This is a genomic window from Kribbella sp. VKM Ac-2571, from assembly GCF_004362255.1.
Lineage (GTDB): Bacteria > Actinomycetota > Actinomycetes > Propionibacteriales > Kribbellaceae > Kribbella > Kribbella pratensis.
Genome location: NZ_SNWS01000003.1, coordinates 457,849 through 481,928 on the forward strand (window position 1 = coordinate 457,849; position 24,080 = coordinate 481,928).

Consider the following 24,080-nt stretch of genomic DNA (forward strand, 5'->3'; position numbering starts at 1 on the left):
CTAGGACGGATCGCTCTTGTCGAACATGGGCCGCAGCCGGGCGCGGGAGGCCTCGATGTGCGACCGCATCGCCGCGGCCGCCTCCTCCGGATTGCCCTTCCGGACGGCGGTCACCACTGCCTTGTGCTCTCGCAACGCCTTCGTCGCGATGCCGCCACCGTAGTACAGCCGGAACAGGTGCAGGTGGCAGTGTGTCCGCTGGAAGGACAGCCGCGCGGTCTCGTTGCCGGCCAGCTCCAGCACCAGGTCGTGGAACCGCTGGTCGTGCGCGGCCATCGCCCGATAGCTCTCGTACGACGGACGATCCGGTACGTCGGTGTAGCTGAGCATCTCGGCCTTGAGTCGGGCCAGGTCCTCGGCGCCCGCCCGCTCGGCGGCGCGCCCGGCCGCCCACGGCTCGATGTGCAGGCGGTACTCGAAGAGGTCGTCGAACTCCTCGCGGGTCAGCCGGGACGACACCCGGTACCCGCGCAACGGCTCCTTGATCACCAGGCCGTCGGACTCCAGCCGGGCCAGCGACTCCCGGATCGGGGTCTGGGAAATGCCCAGCTCACGGGTCAGCGCGTCGATGTTCAACCGGGTGCCCGGCTCCACCACGCTGTCCATGATCAGGCCCTTGACCGTCTCGTAGACGTCGTCACTCAGCACCTGTCGCTGCGGCAGGCGGGCGAGCTGCCCCGCCAGGCCCACGTGCGCATCCGTCACTGTCGCCCGCTCCTCCCGCACTGTGCTCCGCCCGCTGTGTTACTCCAACGCCGGGCTCATTCTGCCCGACTCGCAGTCCGTCTTGACGGGTCCAGTGTGAAGCGGGAGCATCAGGTACGCAATATCCTATAGGATCTTGGAGGAAATCGGTGAGCTCTGCGATCGTCCGGGCCGAGGCGTACCTGGTCGACCTGGAGGTCGAGACGGTCCGCACCGACGCCGTCCAGGCCTTCCTGAAGCAGGAGACGATCTTCGTCTCCTTGTCGACATCCGACGGGCTGACCGGACTCGGGTACTCGTACACGATCGGCACCGGTGGCACAGCCGTGCTCGCATTGCTGCGGGACCACCTGCTGCCGCGAATCGTCGGTGCGGACGCCCGCAACGTGGAGGCGATCTGGTCCGACCTGTTCTGGTCGACGCATGCCACCACTGTCGGTGCGATCACTTCCCTCGCTCTGGCGGCCGTTGACACCGCTCTGTGGGATCTGCGGTGCCTGCGCGCCGGTGAGCCGCTGTGGCGGCTGGCCGGTGGCTACCGGCAACGGGTGCCGTTGTACGACACCGAAGGCGGCTGGTTGCACCTGTCAACGGATGAGCTGGTCGCCGGAGCGCTGGCGTCACAGAAGGCCGGCTGGCCGGGTGTGAAGCTCAAGGTCGGGAAGCCGCGGGCGCACGAGGACCTGGAGCGGCTGCAGGCGGTTCGAGACGCGGTCGGACCCGGGCTGGACATCATGGTCGACGCCAACCAGTCGATGACCTACCCCGAGGCTCGCCGACGTGCTGCCGCATTCGAGGCGGTGGACCTGTCCTGGTTCGAGGAGCCGTTGCCGGCCGACGACCTCACGGGGCACGTGCACCTGGCGGCGTCCACGTCGATCCCGATCGCCGTGGGGGAGTCGCTGTACTCCGTCTCGCAGTTCCGGGAGTACGTCGCCGCAGGCGGGGCCGGGATCGTCCAGGTGGACGTGGCGCGGGTCGGCGGGATCACGCCGTGGCTGAAGGTGGCGCATCTGGCCGAGACGTTCAACCTCGAGGTGTGCCCGCATTTCCTGATGGAACTGCATGTCAGCCTCACGGCCGCCGTACCCAGTGGGCGGTACGTCGAGCACATCCCACAGTTGCGGGCGATCACCCGGTCCGAGATGGCCGTGGTCGACGGACACGCGGTCGCGCCCGACGTACCCGGTCTGGGGATCGACTGGAATGCTGATGCCATCGACGACCGGCGCGTTGCCTGAGTGAAGGGACCACACCAGCATGAGCAGAGTCGACGCCCATCACCACATCTGGGATCTGAGTGTCCGGGAACAGTCCTGGATGGTGGGCCCGAAGCTGGACTCCATCCGGCGGACCTTCTCGATCGACGACCTCGCGCCGTTGGCCGCGGCCGCCGACGTCACCTCCACGGTCCTGGTGCAGACCGTTGGCGTGGTCGAGGAGACCGTCGAGTTCCTGGAGGTTGCTGCTGGCAACGACCTGGTCGCGGGCGTGGTCGGGTGGGTCGACCTCACGGCCGATGACGTCGCCACCGCTCTGGACGGGTTGACCGCGCGCCCGGACGGCTCGTACTTGAAGGGCATCCGGCACCAGGTCCACGACGAGCCGGACGTCGACTGGCTCCTGCGCCCCGACGTTCAGCGCGGGCTGTCCGCCGTCGCCGACGCCGGCCTGGTGTACGACCTGCTCACCAAGACACCGCATCTCCCGGCAGCGATCCAGACCGCCCGCAACCTCCCGCAGCTCACCTTCGTCGTCGACCACATCTCGAAGCCGGCCATCGGCGAGCCCCTCGAACCGTGGGCGACCCAACTCCGCGAGCTCGCCGCCCTCCCCAACGTCACCTGCAAACTGTCCGGCATGGTCACCGAAGCCCCCTGGACCACCTGGAAACCCGCCGATCTCCAGCCGTACGCCGACGTCGTCCTGAACGCCTTCGGCCCCGACCGAGTCATGTTCGGCTCCGACTGGCCCGTCTGCCTCCTCGCCGCGTCGTACGCCGAAGTAGTAGAAACCGCCGAAACCCTCACCGCCAACTTGTCACCTACCGAACAAGAAGCAATCTTCACCACCACCGCCACCCGCACCTACAACCTGTAGCGGTCAGCTGCTATTCGGAAGGTGGAGCTACAAGGTGTTGTGCGGGGAGCGGGGGCGTTCCAGCGCGGGCTGACGGCGGGGGAGATCGAGGCGATCTGCCGGCGGGCGTTCGGTTCTCGTGCGGTGAGGGCTGTGGGGCTGGGGTACGGCGGCTACAACAGCGTCTACCGGGTGGACCTGGCCGGGAGGAACGACCCGGTGATCCTGCGGGTGGCACCGCCGGAAGCGTCGCAGTTCGGGTCCGAGCTGCACCTGATGCGGAACGAATACGCGAGCGTTCCTTGGCTCGCGGCGATCGCGCCGTTGATGCCGCAGGTGCTGGCCGTCGACTGGTCGCACGACATCGTCGCCCGGGACTGGATGATCCAGACCTGCCTGGCGGGAGTTCCGGCGCCGGAGCAGCTCGGCCGCTATCCACGGTCCGGCCGTACGACGTTCTTCCGCCAACTCGGCGCGATCACCCGGACCGTGCACGACGTACGCGGACCGCACTTCGGTCGCGTGGCCGGCCCGTCGTACGCGTCCTGGAGTGAGGTGGTGATCGCATCCTTCACGCAGATCGCCGACGACCTGGAGCAAGCGGGTCTCGACGGCACCGACGTACGACAGGCCGCTGAGCTGGCTGCGCAGGGCCGCACGACGCTGGACGAAGTACAGGAGCCACGGTTGCTGACGGGCGACCTGTGGACGGTGAACTGCCTCCTCGACGCGAACGCGCCCGAGCCGCTGATCTCGGGCGTACTCGACTTCGACCGAACCGAGTTCGGCGACCCCGCCGCGGACTGGACCATCCGCATGGCCCAGGCGAAACACGACGAACGGGAGTCCTTCTGGGACTCGTACGGCGCCTTGAACCGAACCCCCGCCGCCCTCTGGAGAGCAAATCTCTACGAAGCCCGCCACCTAGCCGCACTCCGCCTCGAACGCCACCGCCTCAACAACCCCAAAGCCGTCCGCGAAAGCTACACCACGATGGCCAAGATCCTCACCCAACTCAGCTGAGCGGCGAGATCAGCCGCGGCGCCCGGAGCGCGCTGCGAACTCGTCCAGCACGGTGATCACCTCGCGTGCGATCCATGCCCGGTCGCGCTTCCCCGTCGAGATCTGCTTCAGAATCTCTGCTTCCACAAGCTGATCGACGGCGCGCTGCGCGGCCGGCTGTGACACGTCCAGATGCTGCTGGACGTGCGCGATTGTGACGGCCGGTTGGCTGAGCAGGTGCGGCAGGAGGCGACGGGCAGCCGAGCCCTTCCGTGACGGGAGGACTTGCTGCCAGTCGGCGTAGATTTCGGTGAGGTCGCTGACCAGCCGGCGGCCGTTGCCGACGGCAGCGAACGACGCTCGGCTGAACTGCGTGATGATCGGGACGGGGTCGCCGTCTCGGTACGAGCCGAGCGCCGCGAAGTACGCATCGGTGTCGGTGAGCAGGCCGGCTGAGACCGGGACGGTCAGCCGCCTGGTCACGCCGGACCGGCGCAGCATCGCGTGGACGAGAGTCCGGCCGGTGCGGCCGTTCCCGTCGTTGAACGGATGGATCGTCTCGAACTGGGCATGTGCGATCGAGACCTGGGTGAGGACCGGGAGGTCGGTCCGCCGGCAGAACGCGACCAGGTCGTCCATCAACGCCGGCACCCGCTCGTGCCGGGGCGGGACGAACGTCGCAGTGTGTGGGGTCGGCCCGCCCCCGATCCAGACCTGACCGTCTCGTAGCCGCCCGGGATGGGCATAGGCCTGGTCGTGCATCAGTGCCCGGTGAGCGGCGAGGATCGAGTCGGTGCTGAGGTCATCGGCCAGATCGATCGCCTTCTGCATGGCCTCGACGTTGGCAGCGACCATCCGGGCGTTCTGACCCGAGGACTCGTTCAGGGTGGCGATGGCCAGCGCTTTCGCTCCTGCGGTGACACCTTCGATCTGCGAGGAGGACGCCGACTCGGTGCGCAGCAGGACGACGGCGAGCGGCGCGAGCTCGCCATCGGCTCGCGGGAGCGACGCGGCGAGCTCGGCGTCGAAGCGGGAGATCTCGACCAGCGCGTCCTCCGCACCGGCGGCAACCTCCGAAGGGATGTCGAAATCCAGGTCCGAGATCGCAGGCGGGACGGACGCCAGATAGGACCCCGTCGACTCCGCCCGCTCACGACGAGACATCGGGATGTCGCCCGCGTCCCATTCGGACGGCTCCCACCCGACCGCAAGCTGAAGATCTCCGGGTTGGTTCACACCGGCCATTATATAACTTTACTAGAATAAAGTTATATAGCGGCTCGTTCAGGGCGTCGGTGGGACGAACTCGACGCGGACGCCCAGGAGGCGGATGGGGCGGGTGAGGGGGAACTTTTCGAGGAGGGAGAGGGCTGTGGTGGCTATCAGCTCGGGGTCTTGGGTGGGGGTTTTGAGTTTGCGGCTCTTGATGGGGGTGTAGAAGTTGATGAAGCGGACCTTGACCGAGACGCGTTGGATGGTGCGGCCTTCGGCTACGACCTCGCGGGTGACCTCGAGGGCGATGCGGCGGAGTTCGCGTTCCACGGCCGGGCGGTCAGCGAGGTCTGCTGGGAAGGTTTCCTCGTGGCTGCGGGAGACCGGTTCGCGGGGCACGTCGGTGACCTCGGTGTCGCCGAGGCCGCGACCCAGAGCGGCGTACCAGGTGCCCATCTTGGGTCCGAAGCGTTTCTTGAGTACGTCCAGGTCGGCCGCGGCGAGCTCGGCGACCGTCTGCACCCCGAGCTCGCCGAGGTTGCGTTCCATCCGGGGGCCGATGCCCCAGAGGTCGCGGACGGGACGGTGGTCCATCACCTCGCGCCAGTTGGCCGCGGTGAGGCGGTAGACCCCGGTGGCCGGGCCGGCGCCCTCGAACGGTTCGGCGTGCGAGCGTTTCTCCTTGGCGAATCCAGTCGCGAGTTTGGCGCGGGTCTTGTTGTCGCCGATGCCGACCGCGCAGGTCAGCCCGGTCCGATCGGCGACGGCAGTCCGCAGCTTGAAAGCGAGCGATTCCGGGTCGTCGGCCTCCGCGCCGACGAAGCACTCGTCCCAGCCCCAGACCTCGACGACGACCGGGAAAGACCGCAGCGTGTCCATCACCTCGGCCGACGCCGCGTCGTACGCCGCCGGATCCGTCGGAAGGAAAACGGCGTCCGGGCATTTCTTGTACGCCGCCCGCACCGGCATCCCGGAATGCACGCCGTACTCCCGTGCCTCGTACGACGCGGTGGCGACCACCTGCCGTGGTTGGGTCGGGTCGCCGGACCCGCCCACCACGACAGGCAGCCCACGGAGCTCAGGCCGCCGCCGGATCTCGACGGCAGCGATGAACTGATCCATGTCCACGTGCAGGAGCCACCAGCTCATAGCTGACAGGTAACCACATCAGCTGGACGCGCTGGAGTACGTCAGCAGCCCGCGCCGCCACAGCAACCGCACCAGCAGCATCGCCACCACCGCGAACCCGACGCCGACGGCCACTGTTCCCCAGCCGAGATCGCCCGCCAGCGCGCGCACCGGAAACGTCGTCGCGAACGCGACCGGGAACGCGAACGTCAGGAACGTCCGCACCGCGACCGGGAAGAACACCAGCGGGTACCGCCCGGCCTCCATCAGGCTCAGGAACACGAACCCGATCGGGTTCACCGACTGCAGCCAGAACGCCAGGAACGACATCGCCGACCACACAGCGGTGAGCAGCACCAACCCGGAGCCGACGAGTACGACGGCCTGCACAACCTGGCCCGCTCCAGGGGCGAGGTCGGCCTGCACCAGCCCGATCACCAGTACGGCGACGCCGCTGGCGACGTTCGTGAGCTCCGCGACGTTGATCCATCGCAGCGTCAGGTAGAACTGGCTCGACACCGGCCGCAGCAGGACGCCGTCCAGCTCACCCTCGGTCAGATACGTCGTCATCCGGTTCAGGTTCGGCGCCACGAACGTCGCCATCAGCCCGGTGACGATCTGGAACACACCGACCAGCGCGATCACCTCCGCACGCGACCACCCGCCCACCTCGGACGTGAACCCGAACAGCAGCAACGTCGGCACGATCCCCAGCCCGAGCTGGACGAGCCCGACGAGCAGCGTGGTCAGGAAATGCGCACGGAAATGAGTTTCCCGAACCACTGCCTGCGCGAAGAACCGCCGCCACAACCGCAGATGCCGCCACTGCTTGTGCCACCAGGTCCGATCGTGCGTGCTCATGGGGCCTCCCGGTCTGGACTGAGGAGCGGCGGGAGCGAAGCGACCATAGCGACGAGGGAAGACCGGAAGTCACAGCCCCATGACCCGCGCGCCGGAGGCGCGCATTCAATACAGCTCATGCGCCCACCGCCGAGTACGCGCGGATCCCCGCGGACCACACGAGTCGGGCGATCGCCGCGAACACCACGACGTACCCGAGCTGGAATCCCAGCCCTGCAAGGAGTTCGCGGCCGGTCAGCTGACCCGCGACGATCTCGACCGGGAAGGACACCGTGTAGCGGAACGGCTGGTGGTCGACGAACCCCCGCGACCACTCCGGCATCAGCGCCAGCGGTACGACGGCACCGGACAGCACGCTCGCGATGATCACGCGGGCCTGGACGAGTGCGCTCACGTCGTCCATCCAGAACGCGAGCGACGCGATCAGGATGTCGATGATGAACACCAGCATCGCCCCGAGCAGGATGCTGATCGCGAACAGCGCCCAGCGGCCCGGGCCGGCCGGGATGTTCATCGAGTCGCGGAAGATCCACCACACGATGCCGATCATCGGAACCAGCGCGAACAGCTTCAGGAACTTCTCCGACAGGTTGTTCGCGACGAACCCGGTCAGCAACGACGCCGGCCGGATCATCCAGCTGGACAGCTTGCCCATCCGGATGTCCTGGGCGAGGAACCCGGCCATCCAGGACGAGGTCGCCATCGTGACGACTCCGAGCAGCACGAAGTACGTCGTGATGTAGCGCTCGTCGACCGGCAACCGGGCCCCGCTCGCGAGCGCCGTCCGCCAGATCAGCAACGAGATGATCGGCATACAGATGTTCGCCAGCATGAAGATGATCCACGCCCCGCGGTACACCGACTGCTGCGCGATATCGGCCGCCGTCATCCGCCGTACGACGCGGAGGTTGCGCGTCAAGCCCCATGACCCGCCGCGCCGGAGGCGTGGCATCGATACAGTCATGACGCGTCTCCGAGGGTGCTGCGGCGCAGGAACAGGTCGCGCATGATGTCCTCGATGTCTGCGTCCGCGACGTCGAGGTCGACCAGCGGGCCCAGCCGCGTCAGCTGCTCCATCACGGATCCGGCGCGCTCCCGATCCGCCTCGAGCTTCACCGTCGGCCCGGACACCTCGACCGCGCTCACGCCGTCCAGCCCGACCAGCCGGTCGGCCGCGACCGGACTCGCGTACGTCGCGCGCACGAGCTTGCGTGGTTGCGCCGTACGGACGAGGTCGTCCAGACCGCCGTCGAACTGCAGCCGGCCGTGGTCGATGATCATCACCCGCGAGCAGAGCGCCGCGATGTCGTCCATGTCGTGGCTGGTGATCAGGATGGTCGTACCGCGGAGCCGGTTGACATCGGCGAGGAACGACCGGACCCGGGCCTTCGCGACGACGTCGAGACCGATCGTCGGCTCGTCCAGGAACAGGATTTCCGGGCCGTGGACCAGGGCCGCCATCAGCTCGAGCTTCATGCGTTCACCGAGCGAGGTCTTGCGGACCTGCACGTTCAGCAGGTGCTCGACCTCGAGCAGCTCGGCGAGTTCGGCGACGTTCCGGTCGAACTCCGCGGTGGACAGGCCGTACATGTCCTTGTGCAGCAGCAGACTCTCCATCGCCGGAACGTCCCACCACAGCATGGTCTTCTGGCCCATGACGAGCGCGATCCGGCGCAGGTAGTCGTGCTTGCGGTCCGACGGCGTGTGGTCGAGCACCTGCAGGTCGCCGGACGTGGTGTAGAGCAGGCCGGACAGCATCTTCAGCGTGGTCGTCTTGCCGGCGCCGTTCGGGCCGAGCAGTCCGACGACCTCGCCACGGCCGATGGAGAAGGTGACCCGGTCGACGGCGAGCCGGGTCTCGTACTTGCGTTTCACCAGGCTCTTCAGTGCGCCGCCGAGTCCGGCGCGCTGCTGGTGGAAGGTGTAGGTCTTGGTCAGATCTTGTGCCGCGATGACCGGCGACAGGTCGTGAACAGGCGTCACGTGAAAGCACCGCTTTCGAGAGAGTGTCAGGACCGGGCAGCGTCCACGCGCAAACGCGCAGAGCGCAGGCCGCTCACGCCAGGTGAGATCGGCCAGGCGGACCCTGTGTGGTCCGTCCCGGCTACGCGGTCCGGTCCGACCGCGGGGGTTGAACGGATATCAACCCTTGTCTCGACGGCGTGTCGACATCGCTCCCTGTGGGTCCTTCCGACGTGCGGCTGCCACCACCACCGTAAAACGTCCCGGAAAGCGTCGTCCAGCGACTTTGCGGGCGCACGACCGGCAGCTCAACAGGTAGTGCACCGCGAGACGCTGTACGCACCGACCCGAATCACGCTCAGGTGCACTACCCAGCCACCCGACACGTCCTGTCGACCTTGCACACCGTCGGCCTTCAGAGGTCCTTGCGCATCTGCTGCGAGATGACCGTGTAGCCGAGCGAGTCGTACAGGGAGATCGCGGTGGTGTTGTCGCCGAAGACGTTCAGGTCCAGCTGGGTGTGGCCGAGCCGCCGGCACTCCTCCTCGCCGGCCAGCATGATCGCCCGGCCGTAGCCTTTGCCGCGGTGCGCATGGTCCACCTCGATGCCGTAGATGAACGGCACCTTCGACTTGGTGCTGATCCAGAGGCTGCCGACCGGCTCGTCGTCCACGACCGCGATCCAGATCAGTTGCCGGTCGGTAGCCGGTCCCTCGGGCAGCAGCTGCTCGGTCTGCTCGTAGGCGAGCGCGAGTGCTTCGTCCGGCGTCAGCCCGCGGGCCGGCCCGACTCCGGCCGCGAACGAGGCGGCGGCGCGCTCCATCCAGCTCGGGTACTCGCTGTCGGTTATCGGGCGGAGGATCACCGCTGGCGTCGTCACGACCATGACCATAAACCCGCCCGCACCCGGTGTCCGGCATCGCCTGGCATATCGTGCGGCGGGTGGTGGACTTGACGTTAGAGGTGGCTCAGAAGTTGTTGGCGGCGCAGCCGTTCAGTGTGCTGGTCGGTGCCCGGGTGACCGCGTTCGGGGACGGCGGCGCGACACTCGAGCTCGACATCCGGCCGGATCTCCTGCAGCAGAACGGTTTCCTGCACGGCGGCGTACTCAGCTACGCGGCCGACAACGCCCTCACCTTCGCCGGCGGTACGGCGCTCGGCTCCGAGGTGCTGACCGGTGGCTTCACGATCAGTTACCTCCGCCCGGCCCGGGGCGTGCTGCTCCGTGCCGAGGCGAAGGTCGCGTATTCGAGCAGGCGACAGGCGACATGCACCTGCGAACTCACAACGCTCGACGACGCCGGTACGTCGACCCTGTGCGCGATCGCCCAAGGCACGATCATCGCCCGCTAGTCGAAGAGCTCTTCCAGGAACGACTTCTTTTTCTTCTTGTGCGGGTACTGGTTCCCGTACCGCGGGTCATACCGCCGGTCGTTGTCGCGCCGGTCGTTGTCGTAGCGCCGGTCGTCGTCGTACCGCTTCTTCTCCTCGTACCGAGGCTGCTGCGACTGCTGCGGTGTGTTGAACCGCGCCTCGGCGTCGACGAGCCGCTCCAGCTCACCCCGGTCGAGGAAGATGCCGCGGCAGTCACCGCACTGGTCGACGGTGATCCCGCTGCGCTCGTACGTCCGCATCGCGCCGCGGCACTTAGGTCCTGCCTGGTGATCCATCGCCTACTGCGGGGCACTCGGCACGGCACCTCGCCGCACGGGTGCAAAGGCCACGATGCTCCGCATCGAGACCTTCGCCCCCGCACGCCGAGCCACCGCACCGAGCACCTCCTCGCTACGGCGCTGGATCACCAGGCAGGACCTAGGGCAAACCAAGCTCTCCATCCGGCAACCCTAAGTGACGATTTTCCCGTGACGGCGCGCTTTCAGCGAACTCTCAGGAAGTCCTCATTTGAAGGTGCTGAGGAAGGTCTTCAGGATCGGGCCGGCGGTGTGCGAGCCGGACTCGCCGCCTTCCACGATGACCGCGAACGCCACGTCACCGCGGTAGCCGGCCATCCACGCGTTGGTGGTCACCTTGCCGTTCGCGACGACCTCGGCGGTACCCGTCTTGGTGGCGACCGCTCCGTTGCCGGCCAGCACCTTCGCCGTACCGCCGGTGACCGTGGTGCGCATGAACGTCCGCAGCGCCGCGACAGTTGCCGCGGGCAACGGGGAGGCGGCCGCGCCGGCGGCGTCCTTGCCCGGTACGAGCACCGGCTTCATCGCCGTACCGTGGTCGACCGTCGCGGCGACCAGGGCGATCGCCAGCGGGCTCGCGGTGACCGTGCCCTGGCCGATCATCGACGCGGCCTCTTCGACGTCGTCCTTGGGCGCCGGCACCTGGCCGCCGTACGCCGAGATCGACAGGTTGAGGTCCCGCCCGATGCCGAACATCGCCGCGGCCTTCGTCATCCCGTCCTTCGGCAGCCGCGCGTGCTGCGAGATGAACGCGGTGTTGCAGGACTGGTTGAACGCCTGCTGCATCGTGCCGTTGCCGTACGCCGCCAGCGCGTCGTAGTTCTTGAACGTCTTGCCGAACACGTTGATCGTGTTCGTGCACGGCAGCGGTGTCGCGGCGGTCAGCCCGCTGCCCAGGAGCGCCGCCGAGGTGACGATCTTGAACGTCGAGCCCGGCGCGTACCGGCCCTGGAACGCGCGGTTGTAGCTGGCCACCTGCGGCCCGTTCGCCGCGGCGAGGATCTGTCCCGTCGACGCCTGGACGGCGACCAGTGAGGCCGGCAGCTTGCTGGTCGCCAGCGCTGCCTCGGCGGCCTTCTGCATGTTCGTGTCGAGGGTGGTCTTCACCGGCTTGCCGGCGGCGCCCTTCTGGCTGAAGACGGTCTTGATCGTCAGCTTGGTCTTGCCGTCCCGCAGCGCGACCGTGCCGCCCGGCGTACCGGCGAGCTGCTGCTGGAACGCGTACTGCAGGCCGGTCGTGCCGACCTGATCCTGCGCCGACGCGGTCGGGCCCGCGTTCTTCAGGGTCTCGTCGGTCGCGGTCTTCATGGTGCCGAGAAGCGACCGGGCGAACGTCGAGGTCGGCGGCAGCGACTGCGTGCCGCCCATGGTCAGCACGCCGGGCAGCTTGCTCATCGTCGGCCGGAGCGCCTCCCACTCCTCGGCCCGGATCGTGATCGCGTCCACGAACTGCCCGGCCGGGGCCGCCTTCGCCCGTGCGGCGAGCTTCGCGCCGTCGACGTCGAGGTACCTGGTGAACGCGGCGTACGTCGCTGCCGTCGCCTTGGTGCCCGCGGCGACGCCGACGATCACAACCGGCCGGTTCGCGGTCAGGGCGACGCCGTTGCGGTCCAGGATCGAGGCCCGGGCCGGTAGCGTGCGGACCCGCTTCAGGTAGTTGCTGTCGCCGAGACCGGGGTAGATCGTGTCGCCCGACGCCTTCACTTTCCACGCGTCGCCGGTCTTCACCGCGGTCGCCGTACTGGTCCACTTCATCGCGCCGATACCGCGCAACTGCGCCTCGACGGCCAGTTCCTGGGTGCAGTTGCCGTCGGTGCACTTCGGATCGCCCTGCGGGGTGACCGTCACGGTGCTCGCGACCAGCGCGGTGTCGACGTCGTCGAGCCGCTTGGCGAACACCGTCGGGTTGTCGGTCAGCGCCCCGGCCGCGTCCGGCTTCCCGTTCGGCGCCCACGCCTTCACCCACGCGTCGGCGAACTGCTTGATGACCGCACCGGACGCCTGCTGCTCGTCGTTCCCGGACTTTCCGCCGCCGCCGGACTTGCTGTCCGAACATCCAGCGGTGATCAGCAGACTACTCAGGCAGACGATCGCAGTGGTTCGCTTCACAATCCCAACTCTCGCACGACGACGGATGGACACCGGGCACAGTCTTCGGCGTGTGGTTACCTGACCACGAGGGCGAAACTACTCAACCCGCCCAAGTACGACGCGCGTACCCGCTCGGGAGTTGGCGTCAGAGGGTGGGTGAATCGGGAGCGAGACGCTGCGCGAATCGGCGTACCCGGATTCTGGAACCGCGTTCCAGCGGTGCGCCGCCAGGCGTATTCTGCTCCTTTGTGACCCGCCTTGCTCTGCACAGCCGCCTGATTCCCGGTACCGAAGAGGCCTACGAGCTCGAGCACGCTCGCGTCTGGCCGGAGCTGATCACCGTGATGCGCACCGCCGGGATCAGCGACTGGTCGATCTGGCGCAGCGGCCGCGACCTCTTCCACCTGGTGGTGACCGACGACTTCGAGGCCGCGGTCGCGTACCTGCGCAACGACCCGACCGACCAGCGCTGGCAGCAGCACATGAGCCAGTTCGTCGAGGGCTTCGCCGAGAACCCCGAGGGCGTCGCCGGCCAGTCCCTGCGCCACGTCTGGACGATGAGCGAGCAGACCGACTAGCTCCCCTCCCAGTCGAAGGTCCCGCAGGTCTCGGGACCTTTTGACGTTGTCCGGCGCGGCCGGCGAGGACGACGGTAATGGGGGAGGTAGCCGTGGACGGACAAGTGGAGCACCTCCGGTTGACGACCGCACTGGCTCGGCTAGGGCAATGTGCGGGTCGGACCGGCGTAGAACTGTTCCAGCGCCGGATCCGGCTGCCTCGGGATCGCGTCGGGATGCGGGTGCGGTTCGGTGACGGCTCGACGTCGTGGGTCTACCGCGAGACCCGGCTGGACAGACCGGCTCCGCTGGATCCGTGCGTGTTGATCGTCCAGTTCCGGCTGCGGCTGATCAGAGGGCGGGGCCACAAGTTGTTCCGGGACGAGAGCTTGCTGAACACGCCGTTGTTCGTCGGCTTCCCGGGCTTCGTGTCGAAGCTCTGGTTCGCCGCCGACGAGTTCGGCGTCTATCGCGGCTGTTACGACTGGGACGGGCCGGACCAGGCCGATGCCTACGTGCGGGCTCTGTGGTGGCCACTGGCGTTGGTCTCCGAGCTCAGCTCGATCCGCTACCACGTGCTTCCCGGCCTCCGTCGTGACGACGTGGTCACCGATCCGAGCACCGTCGAAGGGCCGGTCGAACCCGGTCAGTGGTGGCGGCCGACGGAGTCCTGGTGACCAGGCCCCGGGTGCTGGTGGTGGGCGCCGGACCGACCGGGCTCGCCCTCGCCCTGCAGGCGCATGCGTCAGGTGCCGCCGTCCGGGTGATCGACCGACGCCCCGACGCGGCACGGCCCTCGCGAGCGATGATGATGCACGCACGGACGCTCGAGGTACTCCGCCCGCTCGGTGTCGTCGAGTCGCTGCTCGAGTACGCCGATCGCGCGCCGACCGTGCAGCTCCATCTGCGCGGTCGTATCGTCCGGGTGAAGATCGCCGACCTCGCGGTACCGGACACGGCGTACCCCCATCTCACGTTGCTGCCCCAGGCTCGGGCGGAGTCGGTCCTGGCCGCCGCGTTGGTGAGCCGCGGTGTTCCGGTCGAGCGTGGGGTCGAGCTTGCCGGCCTCACGTCCGCACCGAGGGACGCCGTACGGGCGCAGCTCCGGGGAGCCGGCTCGACGACAGCCGCCTACGACTACCTGGTCGGGTGCGACGGCGCCGACAGCACGGTTCGCCAGGCAGTCGACATCGGGTGGACCGGTGGGGACTACGACCGGGAAGTCGTGCAGGCCGACATCGAGCTGGACGGTGGTGTCGGGACGGACACGGCCCATGTGGCGACCACCCGCTCCGGTCTGGTCTTCTTGTTTCCGCACGGCGATCAGGCGACGTGGCGATTGCTGGCGACCCGGGCGGTGAGCGGTGGGCTTGCCGGCGACACGATCTCGCCGAGCGACGTGCAGGAGATGCTCGATGCGGCCGGGCTCGGAACGCGCGTCGGCCGGGTCGCCTGGTCGGAACTCGTGCCCATGCGCCATCGGCTCGCCGACCGCTACCGGAACAACAGGGTCTTCCTGGCCGGCGACGCCGCGCATGTTCACTCACCGGCCGGCGGTCAGGGCATGAACACCGGCATCCAGGACGCGATCAACCTCGGCTGGAAACTGGCCCGGGCCGCAAACGCCGCAGATCCGGAGACGCTGCTCGACTCGTACGAGCTGGAGCGCCGGCCTGTCGCGCGTACCACAACCGCCTGGACCAACCTCGTCTTCTGGGCGGAGTCCGGCCTTGATCCGCCGGCATCGCTGGTCCGGACCGTCCTGCTCCCGCTGGGCGCTCCGCTGTTGGTGCCATCCGTCCTGCACTGTCGGCAACTGACGGCCGCGGGGTTCCGTATCCTCGCGCAGCTCCGCGTCAGGTATCCGGACAGCCGGCTGTCGATCGACGACGGCATGCCCGAGTCGCTCCCGCTCCAAGTTGGTGAACGGCTGCCGGACCTGCCTGTCACCGTCGCAGACGGCCGCACCCGGCTTCAGACGCTCACCGCGCGGCCAGGTACTCATGTCCTGCTGCTCCGCGATGCGCCGACCATCGATCACCTCGTTTCAGACGATTCGATCCAGGTGCACCGGCTGCTGGATCGTGACGGTCATGGCCTGATCGCCGTACGCCCGGACGGCTACATCGGTCTCCGGACCACTGAGGCAGCATCTCCGCAGCTGGCACGGTGGCTCAGCCTGACCGGCGCTGTCTAGGTCCTGTCGAGCATCTCCCAGATGAGGAGTTCGGTCCCGGCGGCGCCTGCGGTGACGCGCTCACCGTCCGAGCCGGTCAGGCGTACGGCGTCCGCGGTCCCGAGATCGCCCGCGTTCTCGAGGTTCGCCGTACCCGCCGTCACGAAGAGATGCAGGTACGGCGCTGCGGGAAGGGTGATCGCGGCGCCGGGGGTGAGGCGGGCGACGGACAGTCCTGCGGACCGTTGGTTCAAGCGGATGGCCGTGGTGGTGGCATGTTTGGCGAGGCCGGAGGCGACCGGGACGAGCTCGCCGGTGGTGAGGTCGAGTTCGGCCTGTTCGTACGACGGGGAAAGGTCGAGGCGATCGGGCCGGACCCACATCTGGACGTAGTGCACCGGATCAGGGCCGTCGTTCCACTCGGAGTGCTGGATACCCGACCCCGCACTCATCCGCTGCGCGAGCCCCGGGTGGACCTCGCCGCTGTTTCCCTGCGAATCGCGGTGCGCCAGTGCGCCCCGCAGTACCCAGGTGACGATCTCCAGGTCCTGGTGCGGATGCGTGCCGAACCCGGTGCCCGGGGCAACTGTCTCGTCGTTGTGAGCGAGCAGGAACCCGAACCCGACGTTCGCCGGGTCGTAATGCGGTCCGAACGAGAACGAATGCCGCGAGTCCAGCCACTCGTTCGCGGTCCGGAACCGCTCGTCCGCCCGATGGATCTCCACAGGTTCTAGTAATACCCGGTCTCGCCGTCGAGCAGTTCGCGCATCGCGTCCAGGTGGCCGACATGCCGCGCGGTCTCCTCGACCATGTGGATGAGGATCCAGCGCAGCGACGGCTGGTAGTCCGGGTCCTTCCCGATCTCGTCGAGCGAGTGCGCCGCGGTGATCTCGTTCGACTGCGCGTACTGCGCCTCGAACTCGTCCAGCAGCTGCGCCAGGGGTACGCCGTCCACCCGCATGTCGGCGCTTTCCGGTTCCTTCCGGAACTGTGGGTTGGTCGCCTCCGGCTCGCCCAGGAAGATCACGTTGAACCAGCAGTGCTCGGTCCACCGCATGTGCGACACGAGCCCGGCAGGCGTCATCAACGGCGACTTCGGAAGCACCGCACGATGTTCGTCCTCGGGCCGCAGTTCTTCGAGCTTCCGCCGTACCAGCATCCGCTGCAGGTCCAGCCACCCGACCAACTGGGTTCGCTCGTCGGCCACGATCGGCGGTCGTTTGTCGCGCAGGTTCATACCCGGAACCTTAGGTCCTGTCCGGGTGACGAAAACGGACTGCGCCGCTCGGTGGGCGGCGCAGTCCGGTCTATTGGTGAGACGTCCGGTCAGCCCGTCGGGTTCCCGTTGTCGGAGCCGAGCGTGGCTTTGACGGACTGGGGCTTGCCGTTGCGGGTGACGGTGAGCGTCACCTGATCGCCCGGGCGGTGCGAACGGACCGCGGCGACCAACGCGTCCCCTGACGCGATCGCCTTACCGTCCACAGCGGTGACGATGTCACCGGACTGCAGACCGGCCTTGTCCGCCGCACCGCCGGACGTAACCTCGCCGAGCCGCGCTCCGCTGGTGAGCCCGTCGGAGGACTGCGCGTCGCCGACCGTCACACCGAGCCGCGCATGCGTGGCCTTGCCCTTGGCCACCAGCTCGTCGATGATCGGCTTGGCCTGGTCGATCGGGATCGCGAACCCCAGGCCGATGTTCCCGCCTTCGGATTGTCCCGATCCGCCGGCGGTTTTGATCGCGCTGTTGATACCGACCACCTGGCCGGCGAGGTCGATGAGGGCGCCGCCGGAGTTCCCCGGATTGATCGCGGCGTCCGTCTGGATTGCTGGGAAGACTGTCGTACTGTCCTGCTGCTCGTCGCCCGACGTCACCGGGCGGTTCAGCGCCGAGACGATGCCGCTGGTCACGGTCGCCTCCAGGCCGAACGGCGAGCCGATCGCCACCACGCCCTGCCCGACCGCGAGCTTGCCGCTCTGGCCGAGGGTCGCCGGGGTCAGGTCGGTCGCGTCGGCGTGGATCACCGCGAGGTCCGTGAGCGGGTCGGTGCCCTTGATCGTGGCGCTGACCGTGCGGCCGTCGTTCAGCATCACGCTGAGCTTCGCGCCCTGACCGGCCCCGGAGACCACGTGGTTGTTGGTGACGATCAGGCCGTCCTTGCTGATCACGATGCCGGACCCGGTCGCTTCGCCTTGCGGGGTCGCGACCGCGATCTTCACCACGCTCGGCAGCACCTTCGCGGCGGCGCTCTGCACCGAGCCGTCCGGTGCCGACACGGGAGCCGCCTGGCTGCCGTTCAGCGGGGAGGTCACAGACGGGGTGTTCGTGGTGTGGTCATTGGTTGCCGAGTAGACGGCTGCGCCGCCGACACCGCTCGCGGCGCCGACCAGTAGCGCGGTCAGCGCCACCGCAGCCAGTCCGCCTCGGCGCTTCGGCTTCACCGCGGTGGCGGTGGCCGGCTGCGGCCCGATGGGCCAGTTCGGGCCCGGAGACGTCCCCTGATGCATCCCCGGCGCCCCGAACTGCGGATAAGTACTCCCACCTGAGGGGTACTGTCCCGGCCGCTGCCCTTGCGGCCCCGAGTCCAGCCGCGGCTGCCCACCTTGCGGCGCGTGCTGCTGCTGATGCTGCCCGTACATCGGCAACTGCTGCGTCCGCTCCGGCGCCTGCGGTCCCTGTGCGTTCTGGCCGGGCTGGTTCTGCGGCTGCTGCGGCTGGTTCTCGGTCATGGCACGTACTTTGTCGGCCGGACCTGAGAAGGCCCTGAAGATCCCCTCGGAGTGACCGAAGAACTCCATGAAGATCCTCTGAAGAGGGCAGCGCGGCCGGAGCGACACTTAACTCGCTGCTTACGAAAAACTGCGCTGGCGAGAGTAGACATCTGCCGATCGAGTGGCTAGAGTCTCTTCTGTTGCCACGAGAGAACAAGAGAAGCTGACGCGGGCGGCCAACGACCGCCCAGCAGTACGCGCAGTATCAGCAGGACCCGGCCGACGAGTTCGTAGTGCAATACCTGTAGTTCAGTGCAGTACCTGTAGTGCAGTACCTGTAGTTCGCAGTCAAGTAGTGCAGTAACCGCAGTCGCAGTACCAGCAACATGCAGTTGTAAGACGGCCGGGTGCAGTAAGAAGTCGGAACACTGAAGAAGAGGAGTGGATTACATCATCAGGATCGCCCGCTGAGGCTGTGTTTCGCCGGGCGGGTACCGCAGTCCCATCGTGATTGGAAGGTGGTTCTCGGTTACGCATTGTGCGATCCCAGCGACGTCCGGCCTGCAAGGCGGACCGCGGAAGTAGAGGCTGACTCGAGAGTCAGTAGATGGTGAAAATCCAAACCCAGGGCCCCGGTGCTTCGGCACCGGGGCCCTCGACACGGAGGTGCGATGACCCCAGGCCAGCAAGCGGAGCAAACGATGTCGGAAAACCCTGAAACACCAGCGACCAATCTGGACGACGAGGACTTCCCCGCCTACACGATGGGGCGGGCCGCCGAACTGCTCGGTGCCACGCCTGGATTCCTGCGCAGCCTGGACGAGGCGAAGCTGATCACGCCGCAGCGCTCCGAGGGCGGACACCGCCGCTATTCCCGCTACCAGCTCCGGCTGGCCGCCCGCGCTCGCGAGTTGGTCGACAACGGGACCTCGCTGGACGCCGCCTGCCGGATCATCATCTTGGAAGACCAACTGGCCGAGGCGATGCGGATCAACGCCGAGCTCAGCGCACCGGACGAGGAAGCCTGACTCGAGCCCCGTCCGCTATCGGGTCTGTGTCGCCGCGTGGGGCAGCCACAGGGTGAACTGCGCGCCGGCTCCGGGCACGTTGCGGGCGTAGATCATGCCGCCGTGCTGCTCCGCGGCGTGCTTCACGATCGCCAGGCCCAGGCCCGATCCAGGACGGCTACGCGCCTCGCTGGAGCGGTAGAACCGGTCGAACACGTGCGGCAGATCCGCCTCGGCGATCCCCGGCCCGGAGTCGGTCACCGTCAGTACGCCGTCCAGCAGCCGGACCGTCACGTGGCCGACGGGCTGTCCGTCGCTGCGCTGCTCCGTACCTTCAGGAACGCTGTACTTCGCCGCGTTGTCGAGCAGGTTCGTTACCGCGCGCCCGAGCAGCCGCTCGTCACCCCAGACCGGGAACGGCGTGAGCTGGACGTGCCACTCCAGTCCGGGCGCGCGACGCCGTACCTTCATGACGGCGTCCTCGACCACGTTGGACAGCTCGATCAGCTCCGCGTTCCGCACCTGCGGGGTGTCGCGGGCCAGCTCGGTCAGGTCGCCGATCAGCTGCGTCAGCTCGTCCATCTGCGCGCGTACGTCGTCCAGCAGTTGCTGCCTGTCCTCTGGCCGGAGGCCGCCGCGCTTGTCCGCCTGGGCGAGCAGATCCAGGTTCGTGCGGACGCTGGTCAGCGGCGTACGCAGTTCGTGGCCCGCGTCGCCGACGAGCCGGCGCTGCCGGTCGCGGGACTGCGCGAGCGCGCCGAGCATCGCGTTGAACGCCATCGCCAGCCGGGAGATCTCGTCGGTCCCGGTCACCGGGATCGGCTTCAGGTCCTCGGTCCGCGCGACGTGCTCCGCCGCTCCCGTCAGCCGCGCCAACGGCCGCAGACCGGACCGCGCGACCGCGTTACCCGCGAGCGCCGCCCCGATCACGCCGATCAGCCCGAACGCCCACAGCACGATGCCGAGGTTGTGCAGCGTCTGATCGATCGGCCCCAACGACTGCCCGACGACCAGAGCCCCGGGCTGGAGGTAGTTCTCCGGTTCCGCCCGGCAGGCCTGGCTCAGGCCCTGCGGACAGTAGCTCGCGCTGACGGCGACCACGCGGAAATGCGAGCCGACGTTGCGTACGCCGACGGTCCGCAGGCTGACCTCGTCCCCCTGAGCGCGCGCCACCTGGAGTTCGTCCTGGCCCATCGGCGGCAGCAGGCTGCTCGGCGGCCCGAACTGCTGCCCTTCGGCGCTGATCACGCCGACACGGATGTCACTCAGGCCGAGAGCGTCCGACGGCACGCCCTGCAGGATCGTGAGATCGGTCAGGACGCCCTTCTTCGCGGCCTGGGCAGCACGCTGGGTGAGGCTGTTGTCGAGGTTCTGGTACATCTGCTGGCGGACGGTGACGTACGCCGCGATGCTGACGATCGCCACCGCGAGGCCGACCGCGACCGCCGCGAGCAACGTCACGCGGGCATGCAGCGTGAGCTTGTGGAGCGTCTCGTTCCACCACGTCTGGGTCCGGGCAGCGGTCGCCGCGACACGGTTGCCGTTGCTACTGGCAACGGGCGGCCGGGACTGCGTCGGCGGTTGCGGCGGTTCCTGCGGTTGCTGCGGACGGTCGGCGTACGACGGGAACTGCTCGGGGTGTTGCTCACTCACGGCGGGGTGTCCCTCAGCACGTACCCGATGCCGCGGACGGTGTGGATCAGGCGAGGCAGGCCGTTGACCTCGGTCTTGCGGCGCAGATAGCCGACGTAGACCTCGAGCGAGTTGGCAGTGGTGGGGAAGTCGTAGCCCCAGACCGCGTCCAGGATGACCGCCCGCTCCAGCACGCGCCGTGGGTTGCGGATCAGCAGCTCGAGCAGGGAGAACTCGGTCCGGGTGAGCTGGATCGCCACGTCCCCGCGATGCACCTCGTGCGCGTCGACGTCGACCACGAGGTCGGCGTACTGCAGCACCTCGCCGCGTTGGCCGCCGTCGCCAGGGGTGCTGCTGCGGCGCAGCAGCGCGCGCAGCCGGGCCAGCAGCTCCTCGAGCGCGAAGGGCTTGGTCAGGTAGTCGTCGCCGCCGGCGTCCAGGCCGTCGACCCGGTCCGCGACCGCGTCCCGCGCGGTGAGCACCAGGATCGGCACATTGTTGCCCGCGGCCCGCAAGGCCTTGGTGGTCTCCAGCCCGTCCAGCCGCGGCATCATCACGTCCATCACCACGACGTCCGGCTCGACGTTGCCGATCACCGCGAGTGCCTCGGCGCCGTCGGACGCGGTCACCACCTCGAAGTCGTTGAACTCCAGCGAACGGCGCAGCGAGTCCCGGACCGCCCGGTCGTCGTCCACCACCAGTACCCGCATCGTCTGCCCCGCTTCACTCGAAGTTCCGCCACCGAGAGTAGGTCGCTTCTGTGAGAATCGCCTGAGAACCCGCTGATCGCGCGCACAACACCTCATGCACACCTTAGGTTCTCCGACGCGGACCCAGTACGACGGGATCCACGAGCACCTAGCTGAACTGCGGCACGACCTCCTCCGCGAATCGCTCCAGCGGCTCGTGGTCGTAAGCGACTCCAGGGATGTACGAGATCACGTAATCGATGCCTGCTTCGCCGAGCTGCTCCACGTGCTCGCTCAGCTGCTTCGTCGTGACCACCTCTGCCAGCATGTGGGATGTCCCGCCGGAGCCGATCTCCTGGAACTCCTCCAGGCTGTATCGCCCACGTGCCTTGGCCGTCGCAGCCACCGGGTCGGCGCCGTCCTCGATCGGGAAGACGTTCAGACTGGTCGACTTGATGATCTCGTCGTAGTCGCGGCCGACCTCCTCGCAGTGCTTCCGGAGGATCGCCAGCTTCTGCTCGATCACGTCGACCCGTCCGGTGCCGAAGTTGCAGGCGTCGCCGTACTTTGCAACTAGTCGCAATGTAACGCGTTCACCCCCGCCGCCGATCCACAGCTTGGGTTTGCGCCGCGGGACGACGTACGGCTTGTCGACCGAGTGGTACTGCCCCTGGAACACCACGTCGTCCTCGGTCCACAACCGGTGCAGCAGCTCGACCGACTCGACGAACGAGCCCATCCGCTCCTTCTGACTCGTCCAGGGATAGCCGTACGCCTTCCACTCGTGTTCCGACCAGCCGGCACCGATGCCGGCGTACATGCGGCCGTGGCTGGCGACGTCGACGGTGGCGGCCATCTTGGCGAACAGGGCCGGGTTGCGGTACCCGTTGCAGCCGACCAGTTGGCCCAGGTTCACCCGCGACGTGTCACGCGCCAGGGCGGCCGTGGTCGTCCACATCTCGAAGACCGTCTCGCGGGCGGGCTCAGGGACGGTGTGGAAGTGGTCGAAGAGCCAGATCGAGTCCCACGGACCTGCGTCGGCTGCTTTGGCTACAGCGGTCATGGCCTCCCACTGCTCGACGGGGTCGTCCAGCTCGACCAGGTCCATCCGCCAGCCCTGCGGGACGAACACACCGAACTTCATGAGGTCCTCCTCCGCGAGATAGCGACCCCGGCCAGGCACAGCGCGCCGCCGGCGAACGCCATCACCGTCGGAGTCTCACCGAGCAGCAGCCAGCCCAGCACGATCGCGACAACCGGCACCGCGTACACGGTGACCCCCATCCGTCCAGCACTTGTACGCCGGAGCGCGAAGGCCCATGTGGTGAAGCCGAGCGCAGTCGGGAACGCTGCCAGGTAGACGATCCACCAGACGGTCGCCGCGTCGGCGGAGCGGACCTCTTCGACCAGAGTGGGCGCGAACGGCAGGCAGACGACCGCTCCGATCGTGCAGGCGAGCCAGGTGACCTCTGCGGCAGGCAGACGGCTCAGGAGTGGCTTCTGGGTGACCACGCCGACGGCGTACGAGATCGCGGCGACGACGCAGAGCACAACCCCCCACGTCTCGGCGCGGCCGCTGGAGGTCGACGTACCGATCACGACGATGCCGGCGAACGCGACCAAGCCTCCGATCACCAGCTGCCGCGGGAAGCCCTCGCCGAGACCGACTCCGGCGAGTACGGCGATCAGCAGCGGGGCGATGTGCACGAGCATGGCAGCCGTCCCGGCGTCGAGCCGCCGCTCGGCCTCGTTGAGCGCCAGGTTGTAGACGCCGAACCAGAGCACGCCGCACGCGATCAGTGGCAGCCAGTCGCGCTTCGTCGGCCAACGACGTACGGCAGGCCGTGACCGCTTCAGCAGGAGAGCGCCGAGGAAGATGCTGCCCAGCCCGAGCCGGGCCAGCGACAGCGCACCGGCGGAGATCTCGGTGCCGACATGGCGGATGGCGACGAACGACGACGCCCACAGGACGACCGTGATGGCGGCGGCGCCGGCCGCGAGCCGACCGGCCCGCGGCGGAGCTTCGGTAAGAGTTGTCACCCTCACTAGAGTAGGAATGAGATGTGCGAGGATCCATAACGGATCGGAGCCTAGGAGGCGGTTTTGCTTACCGAAACGAGAAGTCAGCTCCTGGATGAACTCAATATCAGGATACTGAACGAGCTCACAGCCGACCCCCGGCTACGGACCACGGAGCTTGCCCGCCGGCTGGGCGTTTCCACGCCGACGGTGCGCGAGCGGGTCGCGCGCCTGGAGGAGTCCGGCGTGATCCGCGGGTACCGCATCGACATCGACCCGGCCGCGCTCGGCCGGCCGGTCGCCGCCTGGGTCCGGCTCCGGCCCGGACCGGGGCAGATCCCGAAGATCATCGAGCTGGCCGAGCGCACCCCGGAGGTCGTCGAGTGCCACCGGATCTCCGGCGAGGACTGTTTCCTGATCCGCGTCCAGGTGGCCGAGATCCCCGCGCTCGAAAGCGTGCTGGACAGGTTCCAGGTGCACGGGCAGACCACCAGTTCGTTCGTCGTCTCCACGCCGGTGCCGCCACGCAGCGTGCCGTTGTCCGCAGACTGAACCCCAAC

At 68.0% G+C, this 24,080-nt stretch carries 25 protein-coding genes; 9 read left to right on the plus strand and 16 right to left on the minus strand.

Annotation, left to right across the window (positions count from 1 at the left end; genetic code table 11):
- On the minus strand, positions 1-705 hold the full coding sequence (locus EV651_RS09605; RefSeq protein ID WP_133784186.1) for a GntR family transcriptional regulator: 705 nt from the start codon (positions 703-705) through the stop codon (positions 1-3).
- Between the two features lie 149 nt (positions 706-854).
- On the opposite strand from EV651_RS09605, the gene EV651_RS09610 reads away from it, so the two are divergent.
- The 3 genes from EV651_RS09610 to EV651_RS09620 are packed head-to-tail and all read left to right on the plus strand — an operon-like array spanning position 855 to position 3,807.
- The gene (locus tag EV651_RS09610; protein WP_238156772.1) at positions 855-1,946 is read left to right on the plus strand and encodes a mandelate racemase/muconate lactonizing enzyme family protein; all 1,092 of its coding nucleotides are present in this window, start codon (positions 855-857) and stop codon (positions 1,944-1,946) included.
- Between the two features lie 19 nt (positions 1,947-1,965).
- Positions 1,966-2,805: an amidohydrolase gene (locus EV651_RS09615; protein WP_133784188.1), complete on the plus strand. Its 840-nt coding sequence runs from the start codon at positions 1,966-1,968 to the stop codon at positions 2,803-2,805.
- A 39-nt stretch (positions 2,806-2,844) separates the two neighbouring features.
- Complete coding sequence (locus tag EV651_RS09620) at positions 2,845-3,807, plus strand: phosphotransferase family protein (RefSeq protein ID WP_238156773.1); 963 nt, start codon at positions 2,845-2,847, stop codon at positions 3,805-3,807.
- A gap of 9 nt (positions 3,808-3,816) precedes the next feature.
- Here the strand turns inward: EV651_RS09620 and EV651_RS09625 are convergent, their stop codons facing one another.
- The 6 genes from EV651_RS09625 to EV651_RS09650 form a co-directional block, all read right to left on the minus strand.
- Positions 3,817-5,022: a Fic family protein gene (locus tag EV651_RS09625; protein ID WP_202870238.1), complete on the minus strand. Its 1,206-nt coding sequence runs from the start codon at positions 5,020-5,022 to the stop codon at positions 3,817-3,819.
- Between the two features lie 48 nt (positions 5,023-5,070).
- A complete protein-coding gene (locus EV651_RS09630; protein ID WP_202870239.1) occupies positions 5,071-6,147 on the minus strand; it encodes a DNA polymerase IV in 1,077 nt (358 codons plus the stop codon).
- Between the two features lie 18 nt (positions 6,148-6,165).
- A complete protein-coding gene (locus EV651_RS09635) occupies positions 6,166-6,987 on the minus strand; it encodes an ABC transporter permease (RefSeq protein WP_133784196.1) in 822 nt (273 codons plus the stop codon).
- Positions 6,988-7,102: 115 nt separating this feature from the next.
- The gene (locus EV651_RS09640) at positions 7,103-7,951 is read right to left on the minus strand and encodes an ABC-2 family transporter protein (protein WP_133784199.1); all 849 of its coding nucleotides are present in this window, start codon (positions 7,949-7,951) and stop codon (positions 7,103-7,105) included.
- Positions 7,948-8,970: an ATP-binding cassette domain-containing protein gene (locus EV651_RS09645; RefSeq protein ID WP_133784201.1), complete on the minus strand. Its 1,023-nt coding sequence runs from the start codon at positions 8,968-8,970 to the stop codon at positions 7,948-7,950. The genes EV651_RS09640 and EV651_RS09645 overlap by 4 nt, the downstream gene beginning before the upstream one ends.
- A gap of 394 nt (positions 8,971-9,364) precedes the next feature.
- Entirely contained in the window at positions 9,365-9,829 is a 465-nt protein-coding gene (locus tag EV651_RS09650) for an N-acetyltransferase family protein (RefSeq protein WP_370352372.1), read from the minus strand.
- A 62-nt stretch (positions 9,830-9,891) separates the two neighbouring features.
- On the opposite strand from EV651_RS09650, the gene EV651_RS09655 reads away from it, so the two are divergent.
- Positions 9,892-10,302 carry a PaaI family thioesterase gene (locus EV651_RS09655; protein ID WP_133784205.1) on the plus strand — a complete coding sequence of 137 codons (411 nt, stop codon included), beginning with the start codon at positions 9,892-9,894 and terminating at the stop codon, positions 10,300-10,302.
- Here the strand turns inward: EV651_RS09655 and EV651_RS09660 are convergent.
- Together EV651_RS09660 and EV651_RS09665 are read right to left on the minus strand one after the other, a co-directional pair.
- On the minus strand, positions 10,299-10,583 hold the full coding sequence (locus tag EV651_RS09660) for a zf-TFIIB domain-containing protein (protein WP_238156774.1): 285 nt from the start codon (positions 10,581-10,583) through the stop codon (positions 10,299-10,301). The two genes, EV651_RS09655 and EV651_RS09660, sit on opposite strands and share 4 nt — an antisense overlap.
- Before the next feature lie 264 nt (positions 10,584-10,847).
- Positions 10,848-12,749 (minus strand): penicillin-binding transpeptidase domain-containing protein, encoded by a 1,902-nt coding sequence (locus EV651_RS09665; RefSeq protein WP_133784209.1) that lies wholly within the window; start codon positions 12,747-12,749, stop codon positions 10,848-10,850.
- 230 nt (positions 12,750-12,979) lie between these two features.
- Here EV651_RS09665 and EV651_RS09670 point away from each other — a divergent pair, with 230 nt between their 5' ends.
- From EV651_RS09670 to EV651_RS09680, 3 genes are all read left to right on the plus strand, one after another.
- Positions 12,980-13,309 (plus strand): L-rhamnose mutarotase, encoded by a 330-nt coding sequence (locus EV651_RS09670; RefSeq protein WP_133784212.1) that lies wholly within the window; start codon positions 12,980-12,982, stop codon positions 13,307-13,309.
- A gap of 92 nt (positions 13,310-13,401) precedes the next feature.
- Entirely contained in the window at positions 13,402-13,965 is a 564-nt protein-coding gene (locus EV651_RS09675; protein ID WP_202870240.1) for a hypothetical protein, read from the plus strand.
- The gene (locus EV651_RS09680) at positions 13,962-15,485 is read left to right on the plus strand and encodes an FAD-dependent monooxygenase (protein WP_202870241.1); all 1,524 of its coding nucleotides are present in this window, start codon (positions 13,962-13,964) and stop codon (positions 15,483-15,485) included. Before EV651_RS09675 ends, EV651_RS09680 begins: the two co-directional genes overlap by 4 nt.
- Here EV651_RS09680 and EV651_RS09685 read toward each other — a convergent pair.
- From EV651_RS09685 to EV651_RS09695, 3 genes are all read right to left on the minus strand, one after another.
- On the minus strand, positions 15,482-16,189 hold the full coding sequence (locus EV651_RS09685; protein ID WP_133784218.1) for a pirin family protein: 708 nt from the start codon (positions 16,187-16,189) through the stop codon (positions 15,482-15,484). The two genes, EV651_RS09680 and EV651_RS09685, sit on opposite strands and share 4 nt — an antisense overlap.
- A 5-nt stretch (positions 16,190-16,194) precedes the next feature.
- Positions 16,195-16,701 (minus strand): DinB family protein, encoded by a 507-nt coding sequence (locus EV651_RS09690; protein WP_133784220.1) that lies wholly within the window; start codon positions 16,699-16,701, stop codon positions 16,195-16,197.
- Positions 16,702-16,790: 89 nt separating this feature from the next.
- Positions 16,791-18,191 carry a S1C family serine protease gene (locus tag EV651_RS09695; protein ID WP_133784222.1) on the minus strand — a complete coding sequence of 467 codons (1,401 nt, stop codon included), beginning with the start codon at positions 18,189-18,191 and terminating at the stop codon, positions 16,791-16,793.
- Positions 18,192-18,874: 683 nt separating this feature from the next.
- On the opposite strand from EV651_RS09695, the gene EV651_RS09700 reads away from it, so the two are divergent.
- Positions 18,875-19,201 (plus strand): MerR family transcriptional regulator, encoded by a 327-nt coding sequence (locus EV651_RS09700; RefSeq protein WP_133784224.1) that lies wholly within the window; start codon positions 18,875-18,877, stop codon positions 19,199-19,201.
- 15 nt (positions 19,202-19,216) lie between these two features.
- On the opposite strand, the gene EV651_RS09705 is transcribed toward EV651_RS09700, so the two are convergent.
- The 4 genes from EV651_RS09705 to EV651_RS09720 all read right to left on the minus strand — a co-directional run bounded on the left by EV651_RS09705 (position 19,217) and on the right by EV651_RS09720 (position 23,541).
- Positions 19,217-20,833, minus strand: coding sequence for a cell wall metabolism sensor histidine kinase WalK (locus tag EV651_RS09705; protein WP_202870242.1), 1,617 nt, complete (start codon positions 20,831-20,833; stop codon positions 19,217-19,219).
- Complete coding sequence (locus EV651_RS09710) at positions 20,830-21,522, minus strand: response regulator transcription factor (protein WP_133784226.1); 693 nt, start codon at positions 21,520-21,522, stop codon at positions 20,830-20,832. Before EV651_RS09710 ends, EV651_RS09705 begins: the two co-directional genes overlap by 4 nt.
- A 148-nt stretch (positions 21,523-21,670) precedes the next feature.
- Complete coding sequence (locus EV651_RS09715) at positions 21,671-22,645, minus strand: TIGR03560 family F420-dependent LLM class oxidoreductase (protein ID WP_133784228.1); 975 nt, start codon at positions 22,643-22,645, stop codon at positions 21,671-21,673.
- The gene (locus tag EV651_RS09720; protein ID WP_133784230.1) at positions 22,642-23,541 is read right to left on the minus strand and encodes a DMT family transporter; all 900 of its coding nucleotides are present in this window, start codon (positions 23,539-23,541) and stop codon (positions 22,642-22,644) included. Before EV651_RS09720 ends, EV651_RS09715 begins: the two co-directional genes overlap by 4 nt.
- Positions 23,542-23,604: 63 nt before the next feature.
- On the opposite strand from EV651_RS09720, the gene EV651_RS09725 reads away from it, so the two are divergent.
- Positions 23,605-24,072, plus strand: a complete 468-nt coding sequence (locus tag EV651_RS09725) for an Lrp/AsnC family transcriptional regulator (RefSeq protein ID WP_202870243.1) — start codon at positions 23,605-23,607, stop codon at positions 24,070-24,072.
- The last annotated feature ends 8 nt before the right edge of the window (positions 24,073-24,080 follow it).

Bases quoted from the DNA above. Each gene is read 5' to 3' on its own strand.
- EV651_RS09615 (WP_133784188.1), top strand. From the start codon at position 1,966: ATGAGCAGAGTCGACGCCCATCACCACATCTGGGATCTGAGTGTCCGG.
- EV651_RS09715 (WP_133784228.1), bottom strand. From the start codon at position 22,645: ATGAAGTTCGGTGTGTTCGTCCCGCAGGGCTGGCGGATGGACCTGGTC.
- EV651_RS09635 (WP_133784196.1), bottom strand. From the start codon at position 6,987: ATGAGCACGCACGATCGGACCTGGTGGCACAAGCAGTGGCGGCATCTG.
- EV651_RS09690 (WP_133784220.1), bottom strand. From the start codon at position 16,701: ATGAACCTGCGCGACAAACGACCGCCGATCGTGGCCGACGAGCGAACC.
- EV651_RS09660 (WP_238156774.1), bottom strand. From the start codon at position 10,583: ATGCGGACGTACGAGCGCAGCGGGATCACCGTCGACCAGTGCGGTGAC.
- EV651_RS09700 (WP_133784224.1), top strand. From the start codon at position 18,875: ATGTCGGAAAACCCTGAAACACCAGCGACCAATCTGGACGACGAGGAC.
- EV651_RS09640 (WP_133784199.1), bottom strand. From the start codon at position 7,951: ATGACTGTATCGATGCCACGCCTCCGGCGCGGCGGGTCATGGGGCTTG.
- EV651_RS09630 (WP_202870239.1), bottom strand. From the start codon at position 6,147: ATGAGCTGGTGGCTCCTGCACGTGGACATGGATCAGTTCATCGCTGCC.
- EV651_RS09710 (WP_133784226.1), bottom strand. From the start codon at position 21,522: ATGCGGGTACTGGTGGTGGACGACGACCGGGCGGTCCGGGACTCGCTG.
- EV651_RS09695 (WP_133784222.1), bottom strand. From the start codon at position 18,191: ATGACCGAGAACCAGCCGCAGCAGCCGCAGAACCAGCCCGGCCAGAAC.